The sequence below is a fragment of the Klugiella xanthotipulae genome, assembly GCF_006716695.1.
GTDB lineage: Bacteria > Actinomycetota > Actinomycetes > Actinomycetales > Microbacteriaceae > Klugiella > Klugiella xanthotipulae.
In genome coordinates this window covers 183,716-200,193 of sequence record NZ_VFPN01000003.1, presented here as the reverse complement: position 1 = coordinate 200,193, position 16,478 = coordinate 183,716, and the positions used below count along the sequence as shown (strand labels likewise).

The window sequence follows — 16,478 nt, the reverse complement described above, 5'->3', positions numbered from 1 at the left end:
ATGGGAACAGCATGGCAAGAAAATATGATCGAGAATTTCGTGAGCGCGCCCTGCGCATGCTCACCGAAGCACTCCCCGAGCAGACGAGCCTGCACTCGGCAAGTAAACACGTCGGAGGCCTGTTGGGTGTCTCGCCCGATACGTTCCGTATTTGGTATCGCCACACCCAGACCGATACCGGTATGAGACCTGGTATCACGACTGATGTTGCCGCAGAAAACCGGCGGCTGCGGCGAGAGAACGCAGAACTGAAGAAAGCGAACGAAGTGCTCAAAGCAGCGAGCATATTTTTCGCGAAGGAGCCAGGCCAGCCACGAACGAAATGATCACGTTCATTGATGTGTATCGTGATCGTTTCGGGGTCGAGTTCCTCTGCCGCACCCTCCGTGCAGCAGTTCGTGGGTTTCTGACCTCCCGCGGGTATCGGGCAGCGAAACGTCGATAACCGTCTGCCCGGCAGCTGCGTGACGAACTACTCGTGCCTGAGATGCGTCGGCTCCATGAGGCCAACTATGGGGTCTATGGGGTGCGGAAGATGCATGCCCTCGTGAAGCGTGAAGGGTGGGAGATCGGCCGCGACCAGACCGCTAGGCTCATGCGCTTGGCCGAAGTTCAGGGTGTTACTCGCCGCGCGAAAACCTTCACCACGAGAAGCGACAGCGCCCGGGACCTTCCCAGGGATCTGGTGAATCGCGCATTCACCGCGGTAGCTCCGCGATGTTTGTGGGTCGCGGACATCACGTATGTCGCGACGTGGTCTGGATTCGCGTATGTGGCGTTCATCACCGACGTGTTCGCCCGCAAGATCGTCGGCTGGAGCGTCGCCGCAACATTGAAAACAGAAGCGCTGCCGTTACAGGCCCTCGATATGGCTGCGTGGAATACCGGCGGGGATCTGAGCGGGGTCACGCATCACTCAGACCACGGGTCGAACGACATGTCGCTGGTCTACACCGAACGAGTGCGTGAGCTCGGGGCGATGCCCTCAACGGGGACCATTGGTGACAGTTATGACAATGCCCTCGCGGAGACCGTGAACGGGCTCTATAAGGCCGAACTGATTCGCAAGCGCGGGCCTTGGCGGACGGCCCCGGAAGTCGAACTCGCGACGCTTGAGTACGTGTGGTGGTGGAATAACCAACGCCTCCATGAAGCTCTCGAGTACCGTACCCCGGTCGAGGTCGAGGCGGCGTACTACGCTGAGAATCGTCAACCCGTGATCACGCGGGTGTGACGGAACCCGATGCCGGAACCACACCCAGAGCGCATCACCTCTGGCCGCGCATACGAACTCATCCAACACACACCAGAACCCGCCCCAGACAACACCACCGAGCCAGCCGAACAAACAGACCAGCCACCGCTCTACGACACCGGCCTCGACGCCAGCGAAGGCCTCTGGGTACGCGCCGGATGGGCAGGCAGCGGATGACGCACCCGGGGCCATCCACTCTTTTCGTCCTATAAGCCAGACTTGCCCAACGCCGGGTTAAATAGAAAAACGCCTGACCTGAGATTTTCGTCTCTGATCAGGCGTTTCGTTGGTGGGCGATACTGGGATCGAACCAGTGACCTCTTCCGTGTCAGGGAAGCGCGCTACCGCTGCGCCAATCGCCCGGGTTATATGGAGGTGGCGACGGGATTCGAACCCGTGTAGACGGCTTTGCAGGCCGCTGCCTCGCCTCTCGGCCACGCCACCGTCGATGGAACCACCACCAGTGGCCCAATTGGTTTACTGGGCCTACTCGAGCGGATGACGAGATTCGAACTCGCGACCCTCACCTTGGCAAGGTGATGCGCTACCACTGCGCCACATCCGCACTGCACCCTCTCGGGTACTTGTGAAACTCTATAGGAAGAATTGACTGAACACAAAATCGGCCGGAGAAAAATTTTCAAACCCGCATTTTTACAGGGATCCGGCATAATTGATACACCATGACTGAACGCGCTCGAAGTATCAAAATCCGATTTGGAACAGCACTCGCATGTGCTGCTATTGCGGTGATAGCCATTCTGGGGTTTACGAACCGCCAACTCATCAGCGACCAAATATCCATCTGGGGCTTCACGCCTTCCCCCTCGGTCACCCAGGTGCAGGAGCGCATGCAGCTCACAGACCGAGGCGACTTTGTTTTTCTGGCCTCGAACCCCACGCTTGAGTCTAGTTCGCTCTTTAACGACCAGTGCGCACAGGTTGATCACAGCGAAGAAGGTCATGTGCTGGGCTGTTTTACCGGCTCACGCATCCACCTGTTTATGGTGGACGATGAGAGATTAGATGGCATCGTTGACGTCACAGCGGCTCACGAACTCTTGCATGCGGTGTACGCTCGACTCACTGACGGAGAGAAGGCCGATCTCAACAAAACGCTCAACGCTGAGTATCAGAAACTCTCGAAGTCGAACCCCGAACTGACCGAGCGTATGTCGGTTTATCAGTCTCTACCGGAGGATCGTTTCGTCAACGAGTTGCACTCGGTACTGGGCACTGAAGTAGGTGCTCTTTCGGGGGAACTAGAAAAGCACTACGCGGAGACCTTCCGCGATCGAGCAGCCGTTGTCACCTTCTTCGATAACTACCACGCGGTTTTTACCTCACTCCAGGATGAGGCCGAGAAAATCGAGTCAGAGATGAGTGAGTTGGGTGAGTCCATAGAGACCCGCAGCACCACCTATCAGGAAGATCTTGGGGTACTCAACGCTGATATCGCCTCGTTCAACCAACGGCTTAGCGATGGGGAGATCTCCTCTCAAACGCAGTACAACACGGAACGATCAGCACTCGTGACCCGGGCCGATGCATTGGAAGCCGCACGCAACACGCTTAAAACCGATGTCACCCGTTACAAAGACCTCCGCAAACGCCTTCTTGAGTTGGATGCAAAGTCGAAAGAGCTTAACCGCGTCATCAACAGCAACCTGGCCCCGGCCCCGTCGCTTTAACCCCAGTTTCGCGGAGGCCGAAAAAACCGGTAGGATCATTCGAGTGGTCGTTGAGGCCCACGGGCGATTGGCGCAGTTGGTAGCGCGCTTCCTTCACACGGAAGAGGTCATCGGTTCGAGTCCGGTATCGCCCACTAGAAACTCTAGTCAAGGGTGGTATATCCCGACTGACCCAGTGCGCGGTGAAGGTTGCTCTTTGAATCCCGGCAAAGCAAGGCTCGACCGGGATTCTAAAGTTACAACGTCCTAGCGGACCGACTGGGCCTCAAGAGCGTAGCCTTCCTCCCCGTGCACAATACTGTCGATACCGGCCACTTCGTCCTGAGCTGTCACACGGAACCCGATCGTCTTCTCAATCGCAGTGCCAATGACCAGTGCCACAACAAACGAGTAGACAACAATTGCGAGGACACTAATAACCTGGACCGCTAGCTGGCCGGCATCACCGCCGACAAACAGACCAGTGCCGGTGGCAAAGAAACCGAGGTACAACGTGCCGAGAATACCGGCGACAAGGTGAAGACCCACCACATCCAGAGAGTCATCAAAGCCCAACTTGAACTTGATATCAATAGCTACGGCGCAAACCGCTCCGGCGATGGCCCCAAGAAGGAGAGCCCAGCCCGGCGTGAGGTTCGCACAGGCCGGTGTAATTGCAACGAGCCCAGCCACAGCGCCCGAAACGGCTCCAACGGAGGTGGCCTTCCCGTCTTTAAGTTTCTCCACCACGATCCAGCCTAAAATAGCCGCCGCCGGTGCAGCGATTGTGTTCAGGAAAATTAACCCGGCCTCTCCGGCTTCACTCGCTGCCCCAGCGTTGAATCCAAACCAGCCGAACCAGAGCAGAGCCGCCCCCATCAGGACGAGCGGCACGTTGTGAGGCTGAGTGATGCCCTTGTGGAAACCAACACGCTTGCCCAGCACGAGAGCAAGGGCAAGGGCTGCAGCCCCCGCGTTAATATGAACGGCCGTACCACCCGCATAATCAATCACTGCAGGGAGCCCGCCGAGAGTCTCCCCCAGGTTAGCGATCCAACCGCCGCCCCACACCCAGGCTGCAACAGGGAAATAGACCAAGGTGGCCCAGATACCCGCAAAGATCATCCAGGAACCAAACTTTGCCCTATCGGCGATAGCTCCGGAAATTAGAGCGGTCGTGATGATGGCAAAGGTTGAACCATAAGCGACTCCGATAAGGTCTTCACCTGCGACCCCGGCTTGACCAAAGTTTGCAAAGGGGCTACCGGAGAAGGCCCATATATTTCCGCTGTCGATTGACGACATACTCGAACCGTACAAAATCCACAGAACCGCGACCAATCCTAGTGCACCAAAACTCAGCATCATCATGCTGACGACCGACTTAGCCTTGACAAGACCGCCGTAGAAAAATGCCAGACCTGGAGTCATCAGTAAAACAAGTGCTGCGCTGGTGAGCGTCCAAACTGTTGTGTTCATGAGAACCTCTTCTGTGGTGAGTAAAAAACGGCTTTAGGAGCAGGATTCCCACGGGCGTAAGGTCCAGCGGGCCATTTGTTACAGCATCACCACTAAATGTTTCGACAGGCAGCGGCATGTGTTTCGGCGGCGTAACACCGAGCTTCCCCACGTAACAACTGTGTTTCGGCTTGCGGGTACGAACGAAGACGGCCTGCCGACTAGAAGGGCCGGCAGGCCGTCGAACGAGAGCGCTTGGCCCGCTAGGCCAACTCCGAGGTGAGCGCGATCATACGGGACATCGCGCGCAGATATTTCTTGCGGTACCCCCCGTTCAACATTCCGCCAGCGAAGACCTGATCAAGCGGAACGCCCGTGGCTACGATGGGAATCTGGGCATCGTAGACGCGATCAATAAAAGCGACCAGCCGGAGTGCCTGTGTCTGATCATCGGTTGCGGTAACGCTACGAAGCCCGATCACCGCAACCCCGTCTAGGAGACGGACAAAGCTGGAAGGGTGAATTTTAGCGAGGTGCGCCATCAGCTCGGGGAAGCTGTCATCGGTGACGTTCAGCCCCTTCTCCGTCTCCTCGCCCAGAATGGCCTGATAAGTTTCTTCCCCGGTCGCCACGGCATGACCGTCAAGACCACGCTGACGGTAGTCGGTTCCATCGATACGGATTGTCTCGAAGTTGGAGGCTAGCGCTTGAATCTCCCGGAGGAAATCAGCGGCGGCAAAACGCCCCTCTCCGAGCGCGTTTGGCGGGGTATTCGAGGTAGCCGCAATCCGTGTTCCGCTCGCCGCCAGGGCACCGAGCAGGCGCGTCATAATCATGGTGTCGCCCGGATCATCAAGCTCAAACTCATCGATGCAGATCAAGCTTGCCCCGGTGAGGGCCTCGGATGCAGCAGCATAACCGAGAGCGCCAACAAGCGCCGTGTACTCAATGAATGTGCCAAAATATTTGCGCCCGGGAACCTCATGCCACAGGGCCGCTAAAAGGTGAGTTTTCCCCACGCCAAAACCACCGTCCAGGTACACACCAGTGGGGATGCTCTCGGGTGTCTTTATTTTCTTTGCAAAAAGACCCACAACTCTCGCTTTGTGTTGACTCTTGCTGAACTCACGCAGCCGCTTAACGGTCGCCGCCTGCGAGGGATATGCCGAGTCTGGCTGGTAGCTCTCGAAAGTTGCATGGGCGAATTGTGGTGGTGGAACCAGGTTCCGAACGATTTCTGGACCAGAGATACCGGGCAGTCGATCAACGAGGCGGGGCAGGGTAAGCAGAGGGTTGGTGTCCATTAACCTTGGTTTTCACAATCGGGAAAAATTTCGTGACTCAGTTTTACAGCCAAGATGCAATCCACAGCAGGATTGCGTAGATTCATGGAGTGGCTGCAGATGTAGCCTAGTGCGGTTCGCGCGCACAGAACACTCCTGGAGGAAACATGACAGTTGACCTTGACGCCGCCCCCGAACTGTTTGGCTATGCCCACCCCGAACGACTGGTGACAACGGCCTGGTTGGAAAAAAACCTTGGCCACGACGGGCTTGTTGTTGTGGAGTCCGACGAGGACGTTCTCCTCTACGAAGTCGGACATATTCCCGGAGCCGTCAAAATTGATTGGCATACCGATTTGAACCACCCGGTTGAACGCGACTATATCAACGGTGAGGCCTTCTCTGACCTGATGATAAAAAAAGGCATTAGCCGTGACACGGCCGTCGTGATTTATGGTGACAAGAGCAACTGGTGGGCAGCCTACGCCCTCTGGGTGTTCACGCTTTTTGGACACGAGGACGTCCGTCTGCTCAACGGCGGCCGCGATAAGTGGATCGCTGAGGGGAGAGCACTAACTTCGAACCCCTCCACACCGGCACCCGCCGAGTATCCGGTCATCTACCGCGACGATACCGAGCACCGCGCCTACCGCGAGGATGTACTTGCCCACCTTGGCAACCCATTGGTTGATGTGCGCAGCCCCGAGGAATATGTGGGAGACCGCACAACAGCCCCCGCCTATCCCGAAGAGGGCACCCTACGCGCCGGACATATTCCTACGGCCGTCAGCATCCCGTGGGCACGTGCGGCAGCTGAGGATGGTACGTTCCGCTCCATCGAAGAACTCACGGCAATCTATCGCGATGAGCTGGGGCTCACGGAGGAGGATGAGGTGATTGTCTACTGTCGAATCGGTGAACGGTCGAGTCACACGTGGTTTGTTCTCACCTACCTTCTGGGTCTGGACGGCGTGCAGAACTATGACGGTTCCTGGACCGAATGGGGCAGCGCCGTGCGTGTCCCGATCGTGAAAGGTGCCGAGCCGGGCGTTGTCCCTGTCTAACTGGCACCTCGCATGCTGCAACCCCACACGGTGGGGCTGCAGCATGCGATAATGTGTGGCAATGTCTGAGATCATTCTTCCGCCCTCGCTCACCGCTATCCGCGATGATTTCCTTGCGCTGGAGCAGCGTGATAGGTTGCAACTTCTCCTCGAGTTTTCACAGGAATTACCAGCTCTTCCTCCACGCTATGCGGAGCATCCTGATCTCTTAGAGCGGGTTGAGGAATGCCAAGCTCCCGTTTTCATTTTTCCTGAGGTGGATAGTGACGGTATCTTCCATCTGCACGCGACGGCTCCAGCTGAGGCCCCCACCACCCGCGGTTTCGCGTCCATCCTCGCACAGGGCCTCGACGGACTCACCGCTCAGCAGGTGCTCGACGTTCCCGATGATTTCCCGTACATGATTGGTCTGACGGAGGCGGTGTCACCACTCCGAATTCGGGGCATGTTAGGCATCCTGGGCCGGATTAAACGTGCCGTTCGAGCCCACCTCGGGTAATGGATCTCACACAGATCTACCCACCCACTAGCGGGCAGAACCTGCTGACAGATCACGATCTGCGCGCGCTCTACCGTCCACCCGCTGCGGATTGGATACGCAGCAACCTCGTCCAAACAATCAACGGTTCAACCATCGGCAGCGATGGCACCTCGAATACCCTCAGTACGCCGCTTGACCGCACCATCCTAGGCATCATCAGGGATCACGCGGATGCAGTTCTAGTGGGTGCCCAAACGGTGCGTGCCGAAGGTTACCATCTTCCCTCATCCGGCGAGCTTCTGATCGTGACAAGCACCGGTAACCTGGGCAAAACCACCATGGACACGCTCACCGGCTCGGGACGCGTCTGGTTGCTGGCACCCCTCTCTCACGAGAAAACGGTACGTCGTGCTGTGCCAACTGACACCCCGTTAGCCGTCTGGAATGACCGGAACGGAACCCAACCTGGTCGTGAGATCATCGCCACCTGTCGGCAACTCGGATATCGCTCGATCGTGTGCGAGGGGGGCCTGACCCTACTTAACACGCTTGTCGGTGCGGCAATGCTCGATGAACTATGTCTCACGACGGCACCGATATACACATCCCTCCACCACGCGTTACCCGGTCGCACCGGTTCACCTATCTCACTGTGCGCACGGTTATCGAGCCTGCTTATCGATGAGGAGTCGTACCAGTATGCCCGCTGGCGGGTAGAGCACGCAGCCATTCGGTAACCTCAGCGCCCCACCTCGCACAATCATAGTTCCAGAGTTTTGTGTGCCGGGCTACTCTGAACGGTACAAACGTGACGATGTCGGGGCGGGCCAGCGCAAGTTTTCGGGAGGGTACAGACGTAACAAAACCGTCATCCACGCTGTGCAAGAGCAGGATCGGCACTGTCAATCGACCAGCATGAGCCACAATATTGAGCTCGTCAAGGTCAATAGCGATGCGATCATGCAGTCGAAACCAACCGGTTCTGAACAGAGAGAATGTCCACCGCTGCAGCATCGAGGGCACCCGAGACTGCGACCCCAATACTCGAAGGGTCTCGTACCAGTCGATCACGGGTGAGTCAAGCATAACGGCGACAATCACGGCACGATGGCGAGCACGGAGCAGAGTCTGTAATACGACTGCACCCCCCATGGACCACCCCACGAGCACCACTTCGGTTGCCCCATGATCAACCGCATAATCAAGTGCGGCGCTGATATCGCGCCACTCAGTAGCTCCTAGACCAAATTGTCCGCGAACACCCTCGGGTGCCTCCCCATCATTTCGATAGGAAACCAGCAGGTTAGTAAACCCCTCCGCGGCAAAGGGCGGGATAGCCCTGATCGCCTCGGCACGCTGAACTCCTCGCCCGTGCACGTGAATTGCCCATCGGCCGACGGTTGAACCGTGAATAAGCCAAGCAGGTGCCGGTCCCAAATCTGTGGAGATAAGAATCCCCTCGGCCTCATACCCTAGGTCTGAGGGATGCTGATAAAACCAGCCTGCGATTCGTGATTTCATACCGGGCTCCGGAACGCCCGCATCAAGCCGCAGAATCCGTCGAGTGACGGTCTCTGAAGTCATGGATAGGATATCGCCAATCCGGGCATGCCCGCGGCCGTTGTCAAAGATGAGGGAGTAGCACCCGGGGAGCTCCGTATCGGCCGTTCTCGGCAAGGTGACGGCCCCTCCCCTCGGATCGTATCCAGTCACGGTCAGGGTGAGATCCCTACCCCGCGGAGGGGTCACCACCGTGCGAGCAAAGCGGAGAGAAACTGACGCGCACAGGGCGAAAAGCGCCAGGGCGGCAGTAGCGAGTGAAGTCAAACCAATAACCACGAGATGGCGTGGATGACGCATCTTTATGCCCTCTCCCCCTAGATGTCGGCGTGGCTGACGGAAACCGACGCAAAACAATCCTACTCTTCATCTGTGAACACTCAGAGTGAAGCCCCGGTGCCCCCTGAGTTCGCCCGTGCGCTTAAGTCGATCAACAAAGCTCATTACCGGGACGACCTTCTGGTCCGTGCTATCGCGTCTCCAGCACGGCTTGCGCCCTATTCCTACTCCTTGGCCGCAGATATCAACCCCCATCAACACGGTGTGGACTCTGAGCATGGCACCGGCCGGTTCATTCTGCTCTACGATCCGGCCGAACCAGAAGAGTGGGGCGGCCCCTTCCGGGCCGTGTGCTTTGCCCAAGCGCCCCTCGAAACCGAAATTGGGATGGATCCTTTCCTTGCGGAAGTCACCTGGTCATGGCTCGTTGACGGGCTTGACACACGTAACGCCCAGTACACGGCCGCCTCTGGCACATCGACAAAAATTCTCTCAACGGGATTTGGCGAACTAGCCGCACAGGGAGATGGTGCCCAAATCGAATTGAGAGCGTCATGGAGTCCGCTCACCTGCGACCTCGGCCCCCATGTGGAGGGCTGGGGCGAGTTGCTCTGCATGCTCGCAGGCCTCCCCCCACAAACTGAGGGTGTTACATCGCTTAAACTACGGAGGATCACGCGTGACTGATTGGCAACTTATCTCCAGTCAGGACGACTTTCACGACGCCGTCCAATCGCTCGCTAACGGAACGGGTGTCATAGGGGTGGATGCAGAGCGCGCCTCGGGCTACAAATACGCCCAGAGCGCCTACCTCATCCAGTTCTATCGGGAAGCCGCCGGAACCTACCTCTTTGACCCTATCGGGATCGAATCGTTCGCCGAGCTGCAGGACTCACTGAGCGACGTTGAGTGGGTTTTCCACGCTGCGAGTCAAGATCTACCTTGTCTCCGCGAGGTGGGTCTCAACCCGGAGACCATCTTTGACACAGAGCTTGCGGCGCGCCTCCTTGGTCTTCCACGCGTCGGGTTGGGTGCCGTGGTCGAGGAGCTACTCGGCGTACACCTGGCTAAGGAGCACTCCGCGGTGGATTGGTCCACTCGGCCTCTCCCCGATCCCTGGCTCAACTACGCTGCATCCGATGTGACCCTTCTCCCTGATCTCCGGGAGATCCTTGCCCAGCAGTTGGCCGAGAGCGGTAAAACCGAATACGCTCATGAGGAATTTTTAGACGTGCTAGAGCGCAAGCCCAAACTTGCGCCCGAGGAGCCGTGGCGACGGATGTCCGGCATCCACCACATCAGCGGCCTACGCAATCTTGCCGTCGCCCGCGAGTTATGGCTCGCCCGCGACGAACTCGCTCGAAGCACTGACGTCTCCCCCGGCCGACTCATTCCCGATGCAGCACTCGTTGCTGCATCGCAGGAGATGCCCCGGTCAAAAGGCCAGCTAGCCGCACTGAAAACATTTCACGGACGGGCCAGCCGACGCGAGTTAGACCGTTGGTGGGAGGCCATCATCCGTGGACGAGAAACGGAAGATTTACCCATACTCAAACCACACAACAGCAACACAATGCCTCCTCATCGCACGTGGAAAAACCGTTTTCCGGAGGCCTATGAGCGTCTCACTCTCGCTCGTAATGCCTTGACCGTCCGAGCAGAGGACATCGCTATCCCCCTGGAAAACCTGATGACGCCGGAGATCCTTCGACGCATTTGTTGGCACCCACCGACCGAGATCACCGCGGAAAACATATCTTTGACTCTGCATGAACTTGGCGCTCGTCCCTGGCAAATTAAAGAAACTGGACAGATAATCACGGATGTCTTTATAGACATCATCCAAAATCCGAGTTCACATAACGAGGAGACTTCGTTGGAAGAGTGAAACGACTTCCACGTGTCCGCCAACGTTCATACGATGGAGTCTTGGGCTAGTCACAGTTGGAGGCATAGTGACCGCAGTAAACGATGTTGTTTTTGTAGATGGTGTTCGTACACCATTCGGTCGAGCCGGCGAAAAAGGAATGTTCTGGAATACCAGGGCAGATGATCTTGTCGTCAAAGCCATGATCGGGGTGTTAGAGCGAAACTCCCAGGTCCCTCGTGATCGAATTGATGATGTTGCCATCGCGGCAACCACACAGCAGGGCGACCAGGGTCTTACTCTCGGCCGCACGGCCGCATTATTGGCTGGTTTGCCCCAGTCAGTACCAGGATTTGCGATAGACCGGATGTGCGCAGGTGCCATGACCGCCGTCTCGATGATGAGCGCGTGTATCGGTTTTGGTCAATACGACATCGCCATTGCTGGCGGGGTCGAACATATGGGGCGTCACCCGATGGGTTTCAACGCCGATCCCAACCCCCGTTTCCTCACCGAAAAGATGGTGAGCGAAGACGCTCTGATGATGGGAGCAACGGCCGAACGCATCCACGATCGGTTCCCTCAGCTCACCAAAGAACGCTCGGACCACTTCGCGCTAGGCAGCCAAAAAAAAGTTGCGGCGGCTTATGCAGCAGGACAGATTCAGCCCGATTTGGTCCCGGTGGCCATTCGCAGCGAATCGGGCTGGGATTTGGCCACACACGATGAGACCCCGCGCCCCGAGACGACGATGGAGGGCCTGGCCGCACTGAAGACACCGTTCCGCCCGCACGGCCGGGTTACAGCCGGTAATGCGTCCGGTCTCAACGATGGGGCAACTGCCTGCATCCTGGCGAGTGGGGATGCTGTGAAAGAATTGGGCCTCCAAGCCAAAATGAGGCTGGTCAGCTTTGCATATGCAGGCGTCGAACCGGAAATCATGGGTATCGGGCCGATCCCTTCAACAGAAAAGGCGCTCCGTAAGGCCGGGTTGAGCATAACCGATATCGGCCTCTTTGAACTCAACGAGGCTTTCGCTGTGCAGGTTTTATCATTCCTCGATCACTTCGGTATCGCTGATGAAGATCCCCGGGTGAACCTGTACGGTGGGGCAATTGCGCTCGGCCACCCCCTGGCCTCATCAGGTGTACGCCTGATGACACAGCTCGCACGTCAATTCAGTGAGCGACCCGACGTTCGTTATGGCGTGACAGCCATGTGCATTGGCTTGGGCCAAGGCGGAACGATGATCTGGGAAAACCCTCACTACACGGGGAAGAAACAATCACGATGACTGACTACACACAGATTGACTTTTCTGGTCTCCTGAAGATCAGCACCGACGAGGTCGTCACGCACAGCTTTGTGCGTGATATCCCGCTATCCGACGATAAGACGCTGGCTCTCATTACCCTCGATAATGGTCGCGACCACACCCGACCCAATACTCTGGGACCGGTAACTCTCACGGAGCTAGGGCAAACGCTTGATCAGCTCACCGAGAGAGCCAGTCGTGGCGAAATCGTAGCCGTTGCCATTACCGGCAAACCGTTTATCCTGGCAGCCGGAGCCGACCTCAGCAAAGTCACTGACCTGGCCGACAAAGAAACAGCCCTCCGGCTGGGCCAACTCGGGCACTTCACACTCGGTAAACTCAATACCCTGGGTGTTCCCTCGTTTACCTTCATCAATGGGCTCGCCCTGGGTGGCGGAACCGAGATCGGGCTCAACACTACGTACCGAACGGTGGATCGCTCCATCGCAGGTCTGGCGCTTCCCGAAGTCTTCCTCGGCCTCATCCCCGGATGGGGCGGTGCCACCCTCCTGCCTAACCTGATCGGCGTTGAGGGTGCCCTCCAGGTTGTCCTCTCAAACCCTCTCAAAAACAACCGGATGCTCAAGGGCCAAGAAGTCTTCGATCTCGGTATTGCTGATGCTATTTTCGATTCTGTCAACTTCCTGGAAGATTCAATCCGGTGGGCCGACGGTGTTCTCACGGGTGATATCACCGTAAAACGCCCCCACGAACCGGGCAAAGTTGAACGGATCGCCAAATGGGATACCGCTGTCAAGATCGCCCGAAGGCAGCTTGAGTCTCGGATCGGGAAGGTTGCTGCATCACCCTACCTCGCACTCGACCTCCTCAAAGCGGCCAAGGACAACGACAGAATACGCGGCTTTGAGCGCGAAGATACCGCCCTTGCAACACTGATTTCTGGTGACCAATTCCACGCGAGCATTTACTCCTTCAATCTGGTCCAAAAACGCGCCAAACGACCGGCTGGATCACCTGACCCCAGAATCGCCCGGCCCATTATGAAGGTAGGAGTGATCGGCGCTGGTTTAATGGCCAGTCAATTCGCGCTTCTTTTCGTTCGTCGGCTGAGAGTGCCAGTCGTGATTACCGACCTTGACCAGGCACGTGTTGACAAAGGTTTGGCGTACATCACCTCGGAAATTGACAAGCTGTCCGAGAGGGGAAGGATCTCGTCTGATGAAACGAACCGACTGAAAGCCCTCATATCCGGAACAACAGAGAAATCCGACTTTGCGGATTGTGATTGGGTGATTGAAGCTGTCTTCGAAGAGCTCAGCATCAAGCAGGACGTCTTCGCTGAGATCGAACAATACATCTCACCCGAAGCTATCTTGGCGACCAATACCAGTTCGCTCTCAGTTGAACAGATTGGGGCAACGCTGAAACATCCAGAGCGCCTGGTGGGGTTCCACTTCTTCAACCCGGTCGCGGTCATGCCTCTGATCGAGGTCGTACGCACCCCACGCACCAATGATGAGTCGCTCTCAACAGCCATGAGCACTGCCAAGAAGTTAGGCAAAACCGCAGTCATTACTCGAGACACGCCCGGCTTCGTTGTCAATCGGATCCTGGCCAAGTTACTGGGCGAGGCTATGCATGCGCTCGACAACGGAACCTCCTTTGAGGTGGTCAACCATGCACTCGATCCTTTGGGTCTACCCATGACTCCCTTTGAGCTTCTTGAACTCGTAGGTCTCACGGTGGGGGCACACGTACTCGATACGCATCACGCGGCTTTCCCTGACCGGTTCTACCGCAGCGATAACCTACATAAGCTAGCAGAGCATGGTCGCCTACTCGATCGCGATGGCGCAGGCAAGGTCAAAGGCATTGATAGGGGCGCCCAGAAGATTATCGCTGGAGGCCCACACCATCCCCTGATAGGCGAGGAGATCCTGCGCCGCGTTCAGGACGGGTTGGCAGATGAAATCCACCGGATGCTTGAGGATGATGTTGTTCATGGCCCGGAGGATATCGATCTCTGCATGATTCTGGGTGCCGGCTGGCCCTTCCAGATGGGGGGCGTAACCCCCTATCTGGATCGCACCGGTGCGAGCGAACGCGTGTATGGTGCCATGTTCCATAGCCCACCGATTCAGGGCATCCGCTAGATCAAGCATCATACGAGTGATTACCCGAGGCCGAGGCCCCGGGTAATCACTCGGTTAACGGGTGTCGATACTCCCGTCCTGCGGATGGTCTTCGCCCCGGGGAGGAAGTCAGCGCGAGCGGGGGTCGCGATTGGTCGCGATTGACTGTGTGGTGGCGGGGAGTCCGGCACCATGGACCGTGGCGGCCGGCAGTCTAGTCCCGGCAGGTTCATCGGCCAGGGGTCGAGCAATTGGGATTTTACTGCCGAGTACCTGCGCAACAACGTCACGTGCAATTTGCTGCGCGGTGAGGCCCGCGTCCTCCAGGATTTCCTCCCGCGAGGCGTGATCAAGAAATTGGTCGGGGAGTCCCAGCTCGGTAACCGCCGTATCCACTCCAGCACGACGAAGATCCTGCCGGATGCGGGTACCAATTCCGCCCACGCGCACACCGTCCTCGATACTGACAACCAAGCGGTGGTGAGCAGCCAAATCAATGAGGCTGACAGGAACGGGAACAACCCAGCGGGGATCAACCACAGTTGAGCCGATGCCCTGGTCAATTAGGCGTGCAGCAACATCCAACGCCACGTCCGCCATCGACCCCACAGCCACCAGGAGAACATCCTGCTGGGCATGCTCCTGAAGCACATCGACACCATCATAGGTGCGACGCGCAGCGGGGATACTGAGTTCAGCGGAACCTTTAGGAAACCGAACAACGGTGGGGGCATCTTCTACCACAACCGCTTCGCACAACTCCTCGCGAAGGCGCTCAGCATCACGTGGTGCGGCAATTCGAATGCCAGGAATTACCTGAAGAATCGCCAGGTCCCAGACTCCGTGGTGACTGGGACCGTCGGGACCGGTCACCCCAGACCGATCAAGCACGAAGGTCACACCCGCGCGGTGCAAAGCAACATCCATAAGCACCTGGTCAAAAGCCCTATTCATGAAAGTTGCATACATAGCAACGACCGGATGGAGTCCGCCATAGGCGAGGCCAGCGGCACTCGTCACCGCGTGCTGCTCAGCGATTCCCACATCATAAACCCGATCGGGAAACCGTTCGGCGAAAGCATGGAGACCAGTGGGCCTTAGCATGGCTGCGGTAATCCCGATAACCCGCGGATTATTCTCCGCAATGTGTAGAATCTCATCGCTAAAAACCGATGTCCACGAGGTTTCGGTGGAGGACACGCTCAGCGGTAGGCCGCTGCTGGGATCGATCTTACCCACAGCGTGGAACTGGTCCGCTTCATCGCGACGGGCAGGTTCATAACCACGGCCTTTTTCAGTAATCACATGAACGATCACCGGCTGACCGTAGTTCTTGGCTTGGCGCAACGCCTGCTCCATAGCACCCAGGTCGTGTCCATCAACGGGGCCAATATATTTAATATCAAGGTTGGAGTAGAGCGACTCATTATCTGTAAAGCGACTCAAGAATCCGTGCAAACCACCACGCACGCCCCGGTACAGCGCACGCCCCGGAGCCCCGAGGCGGTAGAAAGCCCGCTCACTGCTGCGCTGAAGGTCACGGTACGTACGCTGCGTGCGTACTCCGTTGAGGAACCGTGCCATCCCACCGATCGTGGGAGCATAGGAGCGACCGTTATCGTTCACAACGATAACCAACTTACGAGAGTTGTCATCGCTGATGTTATTGAGCGCTTCCCAGGTCATACCCCCAGTGAGCGCACCGTCGCCAACAACCGCAACAACGTGGCGATCAGTTTGACCCGTCTGGGCAAACGCCCGAGAGATACCATCTGCCCAGCTCAACGAGCTTGATGCGTGCGAACTCTCCACAATGTCATGTTTCGACTCTGACCGCTGAGGGTATCCTGCCAGACCGCCTCGAAGCCGGAGACGTGAAAAATCTTGACGCCCTGTCAGAAGCTTGTGCACGTAAGATTGATGTCCGGTATCAAAAACAATAGGGTCCCGCGGTGAGTCGAAGACACGATGTAAGGCAATCGTGGTCTCGACAACCCCCAGATTAGGGCCGAGATGACCACCGCTCTTGGCCACCTCGGTAATCAAAAAATCCCGAATCTCCTGGGCCAATTGCACCAGCTCATCCGGACTAAGTTTGTCAAGATCGCGGGGTCCGTTAATTTTCTGCAACAAACTCACGCGGCCTCCTCAGT

Annotated in this window: 13 protein-coding genes, 4 tRNA genes and 1 pseudogene; 11 read left to right on the top strand and 7 right to left on the bottom strand. The window is 57.3% G+C overall.

Translation table 11 applies throughout. The features are described 5' to 3' along the window. Positions 1-11 precede the first annotated feature (11 nt). Positions 12-1,234: pseudogene (locus FB466_RS10360) on the top strand (IS3 family transposase). 9 nt (positions 1,235-1,243) lie between these two features. Next, complete coding sequence (locus FB466_RS10355) at positions 1,244-1,432, top strand: hypothetical protein (RefSeq protein WP_141918337.1); 189 nt, start codon at positions 1,244-1,246, stop codon at positions 1,430-1,432. A gap of 110 nt (positions 1,433-1,542) precedes the next feature. Here FB466_RS10355 and FB466_RS10350 read toward each other — a convergent pair. The 3 genes from FB466_RS10350 to FB466_RS10340 form a co-directional block, all read right to left on the bottom strand. Further along, positions 1,543-1,617: transfer RNA gene (locus FB466_RS10350), tRNA-Val, on the bottom strand. A gap of 8 nt (positions 1,618-1,625) precedes the next feature. Then, positions 1,626-1,699, bottom strand: a tRNA-Cys gene (locus tag FB466_RS10345). Positions 1,700-1,748: 49 nt separating this feature from the next. After that, positions 1,749-1,820, bottom strand: a tRNA-Gly gene (locus FB466_RS10340). A 118-nt stretch (positions 1,821-1,938) separates the two neighbouring features. On the opposite strand from FB466_RS10340, the gene FB466_RS10335 reads away from it, so the two are divergent. Then, positions 1,939-2,946 carry a hypothetical protein gene (locus FB466_RS10335; RefSeq protein WP_141918335.1) on the top strand — a complete coding sequence of 336 codons (1,008 nt, stop codon included), beginning with the start codon at positions 1,939-1,941 and terminating at the stop codon, positions 2,944-2,946. 61 nt (positions 2,947-3,007) lie between these two features. Continuing rightward, positions 3,008-3,080, top strand: a tRNA-Val gene (locus FB466_RS10330). Positions 3,081-3,192: 112 nt separating this feature from the next. On the opposite strand, the gene FB466_RS10325 is transcribed toward FB466_RS10330, so the two are convergent. Both FB466_RS10325 and zapE read right to left on the bottom strand, forming a co-directional pair. Continuing rightward, positions 3,193-4,404: an ammonium transporter gene (locus FB466_RS10325; RefSeq protein WP_141918333.1), complete on the bottom strand. Its 1,212-nt coding sequence runs from the start codon at positions 4,402-4,404 to the stop codon at positions 3,193-3,195. A gap of 242 nt (positions 4,405-4,646) precedes the next feature. Next, positions 4,647-5,687: a cell division protein ZapE gene (zapE, locus tag FB466_RS10320; RefSeq protein ID WP_141918331.1), complete on the bottom strand. Its 1,041-nt coding sequence runs from the start codon at positions 5,685-5,687 to the stop codon at positions 4,647-4,649. A gap of 146 nt (positions 5,688-5,833) precedes the next feature. Between zapE and FB466_RS10315 the strand changes: the two genes are divergently transcribed. The 3 genes from FB466_RS10315 (at position 5,834) to FB466_RS10305 (ending at position 7,948) form a co-directional block, all read left to right on the top strand. Next, positions 5,834-6,730 (top strand): sulfurtransferase, encoded by an 897-nt coding sequence (locus tag FB466_RS10315; protein WP_141918330.1) that lies wholly within the window; start codon positions 5,834-5,836, stop codon positions 6,728-6,730. A gap of 61 nt (positions 6,731-6,791) precedes the next feature. Continuing rightward, positions 6,792-7,229: a SufE family protein gene (locus tag FB466_RS10310; protein ID WP_141918328.1), complete on the top strand. Its 438-nt coding sequence runs from the start codon at positions 6,792-6,794 to the stop codon at positions 7,227-7,229. Further along, positions 7,229-7,948, top strand: a complete 720-nt coding sequence (locus FB466_RS10305; protein WP_141918326.1) for a dihydrofolate reductase family protein — start codon at positions 7,229-7,231, stop codon at positions 7,946-7,948. Before FB466_RS10310 ends, FB466_RS10305 begins: the two co-directional genes overlap by 1 nt. On the opposite strand, the gene FB466_RS10300 is transcribed toward FB466_RS10305, so the two are convergent. After that, positions 7,887-8,795: an alpha/beta hydrolase family protein gene (locus FB466_RS10300; protein ID WP_170206106.1), complete on the bottom strand. Its 909-nt coding sequence runs from the start codon at positions 8,793-8,795 to the stop codon at positions 7,887-7,889. The two genes, FB466_RS10305 and FB466_RS10300, sit on opposite strands and share 62 nt — an antisense overlap. A 348-nt stretch (positions 8,796-9,143) precedes the next feature. Between FB466_RS10300 and FB466_RS10295 the strand changes: the two genes are divergently transcribed. From FB466_RS10295 to FB466_RS10280, 4 genes are all read left to right on the top strand, one after another. After that, positions 9,144-9,737 carry a DUF3000 domain-containing protein gene (locus FB466_RS10295; protein ID WP_246054627.1) on the top strand — a complete coding sequence of 198 codons (594 nt, stop codon included), beginning with the start codon at positions 9,144-9,146 and terminating at the stop codon, positions 9,735-9,737. Next, entirely contained in the window at positions 9,730-10,938 is a 1,209-nt protein-coding gene (locus FB466_RS10290; RefSeq protein ID WP_141918321.1) for an HRDC domain-containing protein, read from the top strand. The genes FB466_RS10295 and FB466_RS10290 overlap by 8 nt, the downstream gene beginning before the upstream one ends. Before the next feature lie 67 nt (positions 10,939-11,005). Continuing rightward, positions 11,006-12,211, top strand: coding sequence for a thiolase family protein (locus tag FB466_RS10285; RefSeq protein WP_141918320.1), 1,206 nt, complete (start codon positions 11,006-11,008; stop codon positions 12,209-12,211). Beyond that, positions 12,208-14,346, top strand: a complete 2,139-nt coding sequence (locus FB466_RS10280; protein ID WP_141918318.1) for a 3-hydroxyacyl-CoA dehydrogenase NAD-binding domain-containing protein — start codon at positions 12,208-12,210, stop codon at positions 14,344-14,346. The genes FB466_RS10285 and FB466_RS10280 overlap by 4 nt, the downstream gene beginning before the upstream one ends. 108 nt (positions 14,347-14,454) lie before the next feature. Here the strand turns inward: FB466_RS10280 and dxs are convergent, their stop codons facing one another. After that, positions 14,455-16,464 (bottom strand): 1-deoxy-D-xylulose-5-phosphate synthase, encoded by a 2,010-nt coding sequence (gene dxs / locus FB466_RS10275; RefSeq protein ID WP_141918316.1) that lies wholly within the window; start codon positions 16,462-16,464, stop codon positions 14,455-14,457. Positions 16,465-16,478: the final 14 nt, after the last annotated feature.

Coding starts and splice junctions, on each gene's coding strand:
- FB466_RS10355 (WP_141918337.1), top strand. CDS start 1,244: ATGCCGGAACCACACCCAGAGCGCATCACCTCTGGCCGCGCATACGAA.
- FB466_RS10335 (WP_141918335.1), top strand. CDS start 1,939: ATGACTGAACGCGCTCGAAGTATCAAAATCCGATTTGGAACAGCACTC.
- FB466_RS10325 (WP_141918333.1), bottom strand. CDS start 4,404: ATGAACACAACAGTTTGGACGCTCACCAGCGCAGCACTTGTTTTACTG.
- zapE (WP_141918331.1), bottom strand. CDS start 5,687: ATGGACACCAACCCTCTGCTTACCCTGCCCCGCCTCGTTGATCGACTG.
- FB466_RS10315 (WP_141918330.1), top strand. CDS start 5,834: ATGACAGTTGACCTTGACGCCGCCCCCGAACTGTTTGGCTATGCCCAC.
- FB466_RS10310 (WP_141918328.1), top strand. CDS start 6,792: ATGTCTGAGATCATTCTTCCGCCCTCGCTCACCGCTATCCGCGATGAT.
- FB466_RS10305 (WP_141918326.1), top strand. CDS start 7,229: ATGGATCTCACACAGATCTACCCACCCACTAGCGGGCAGAACCTGCTG.
- FB466_RS10300 (WP_170206106.1), bottom strand. CDS start 8,795: ATGACTTCAGAGACCGTCACTCGACGGATTCTGCGGCTTGATGCGGGC.
- FB466_RS10280 (WP_141918318.1), top strand. CDS start 12,208: ATGACTGACTACACACAGATTGACTTTTCTGGTCTCCTGAAGATCAGC.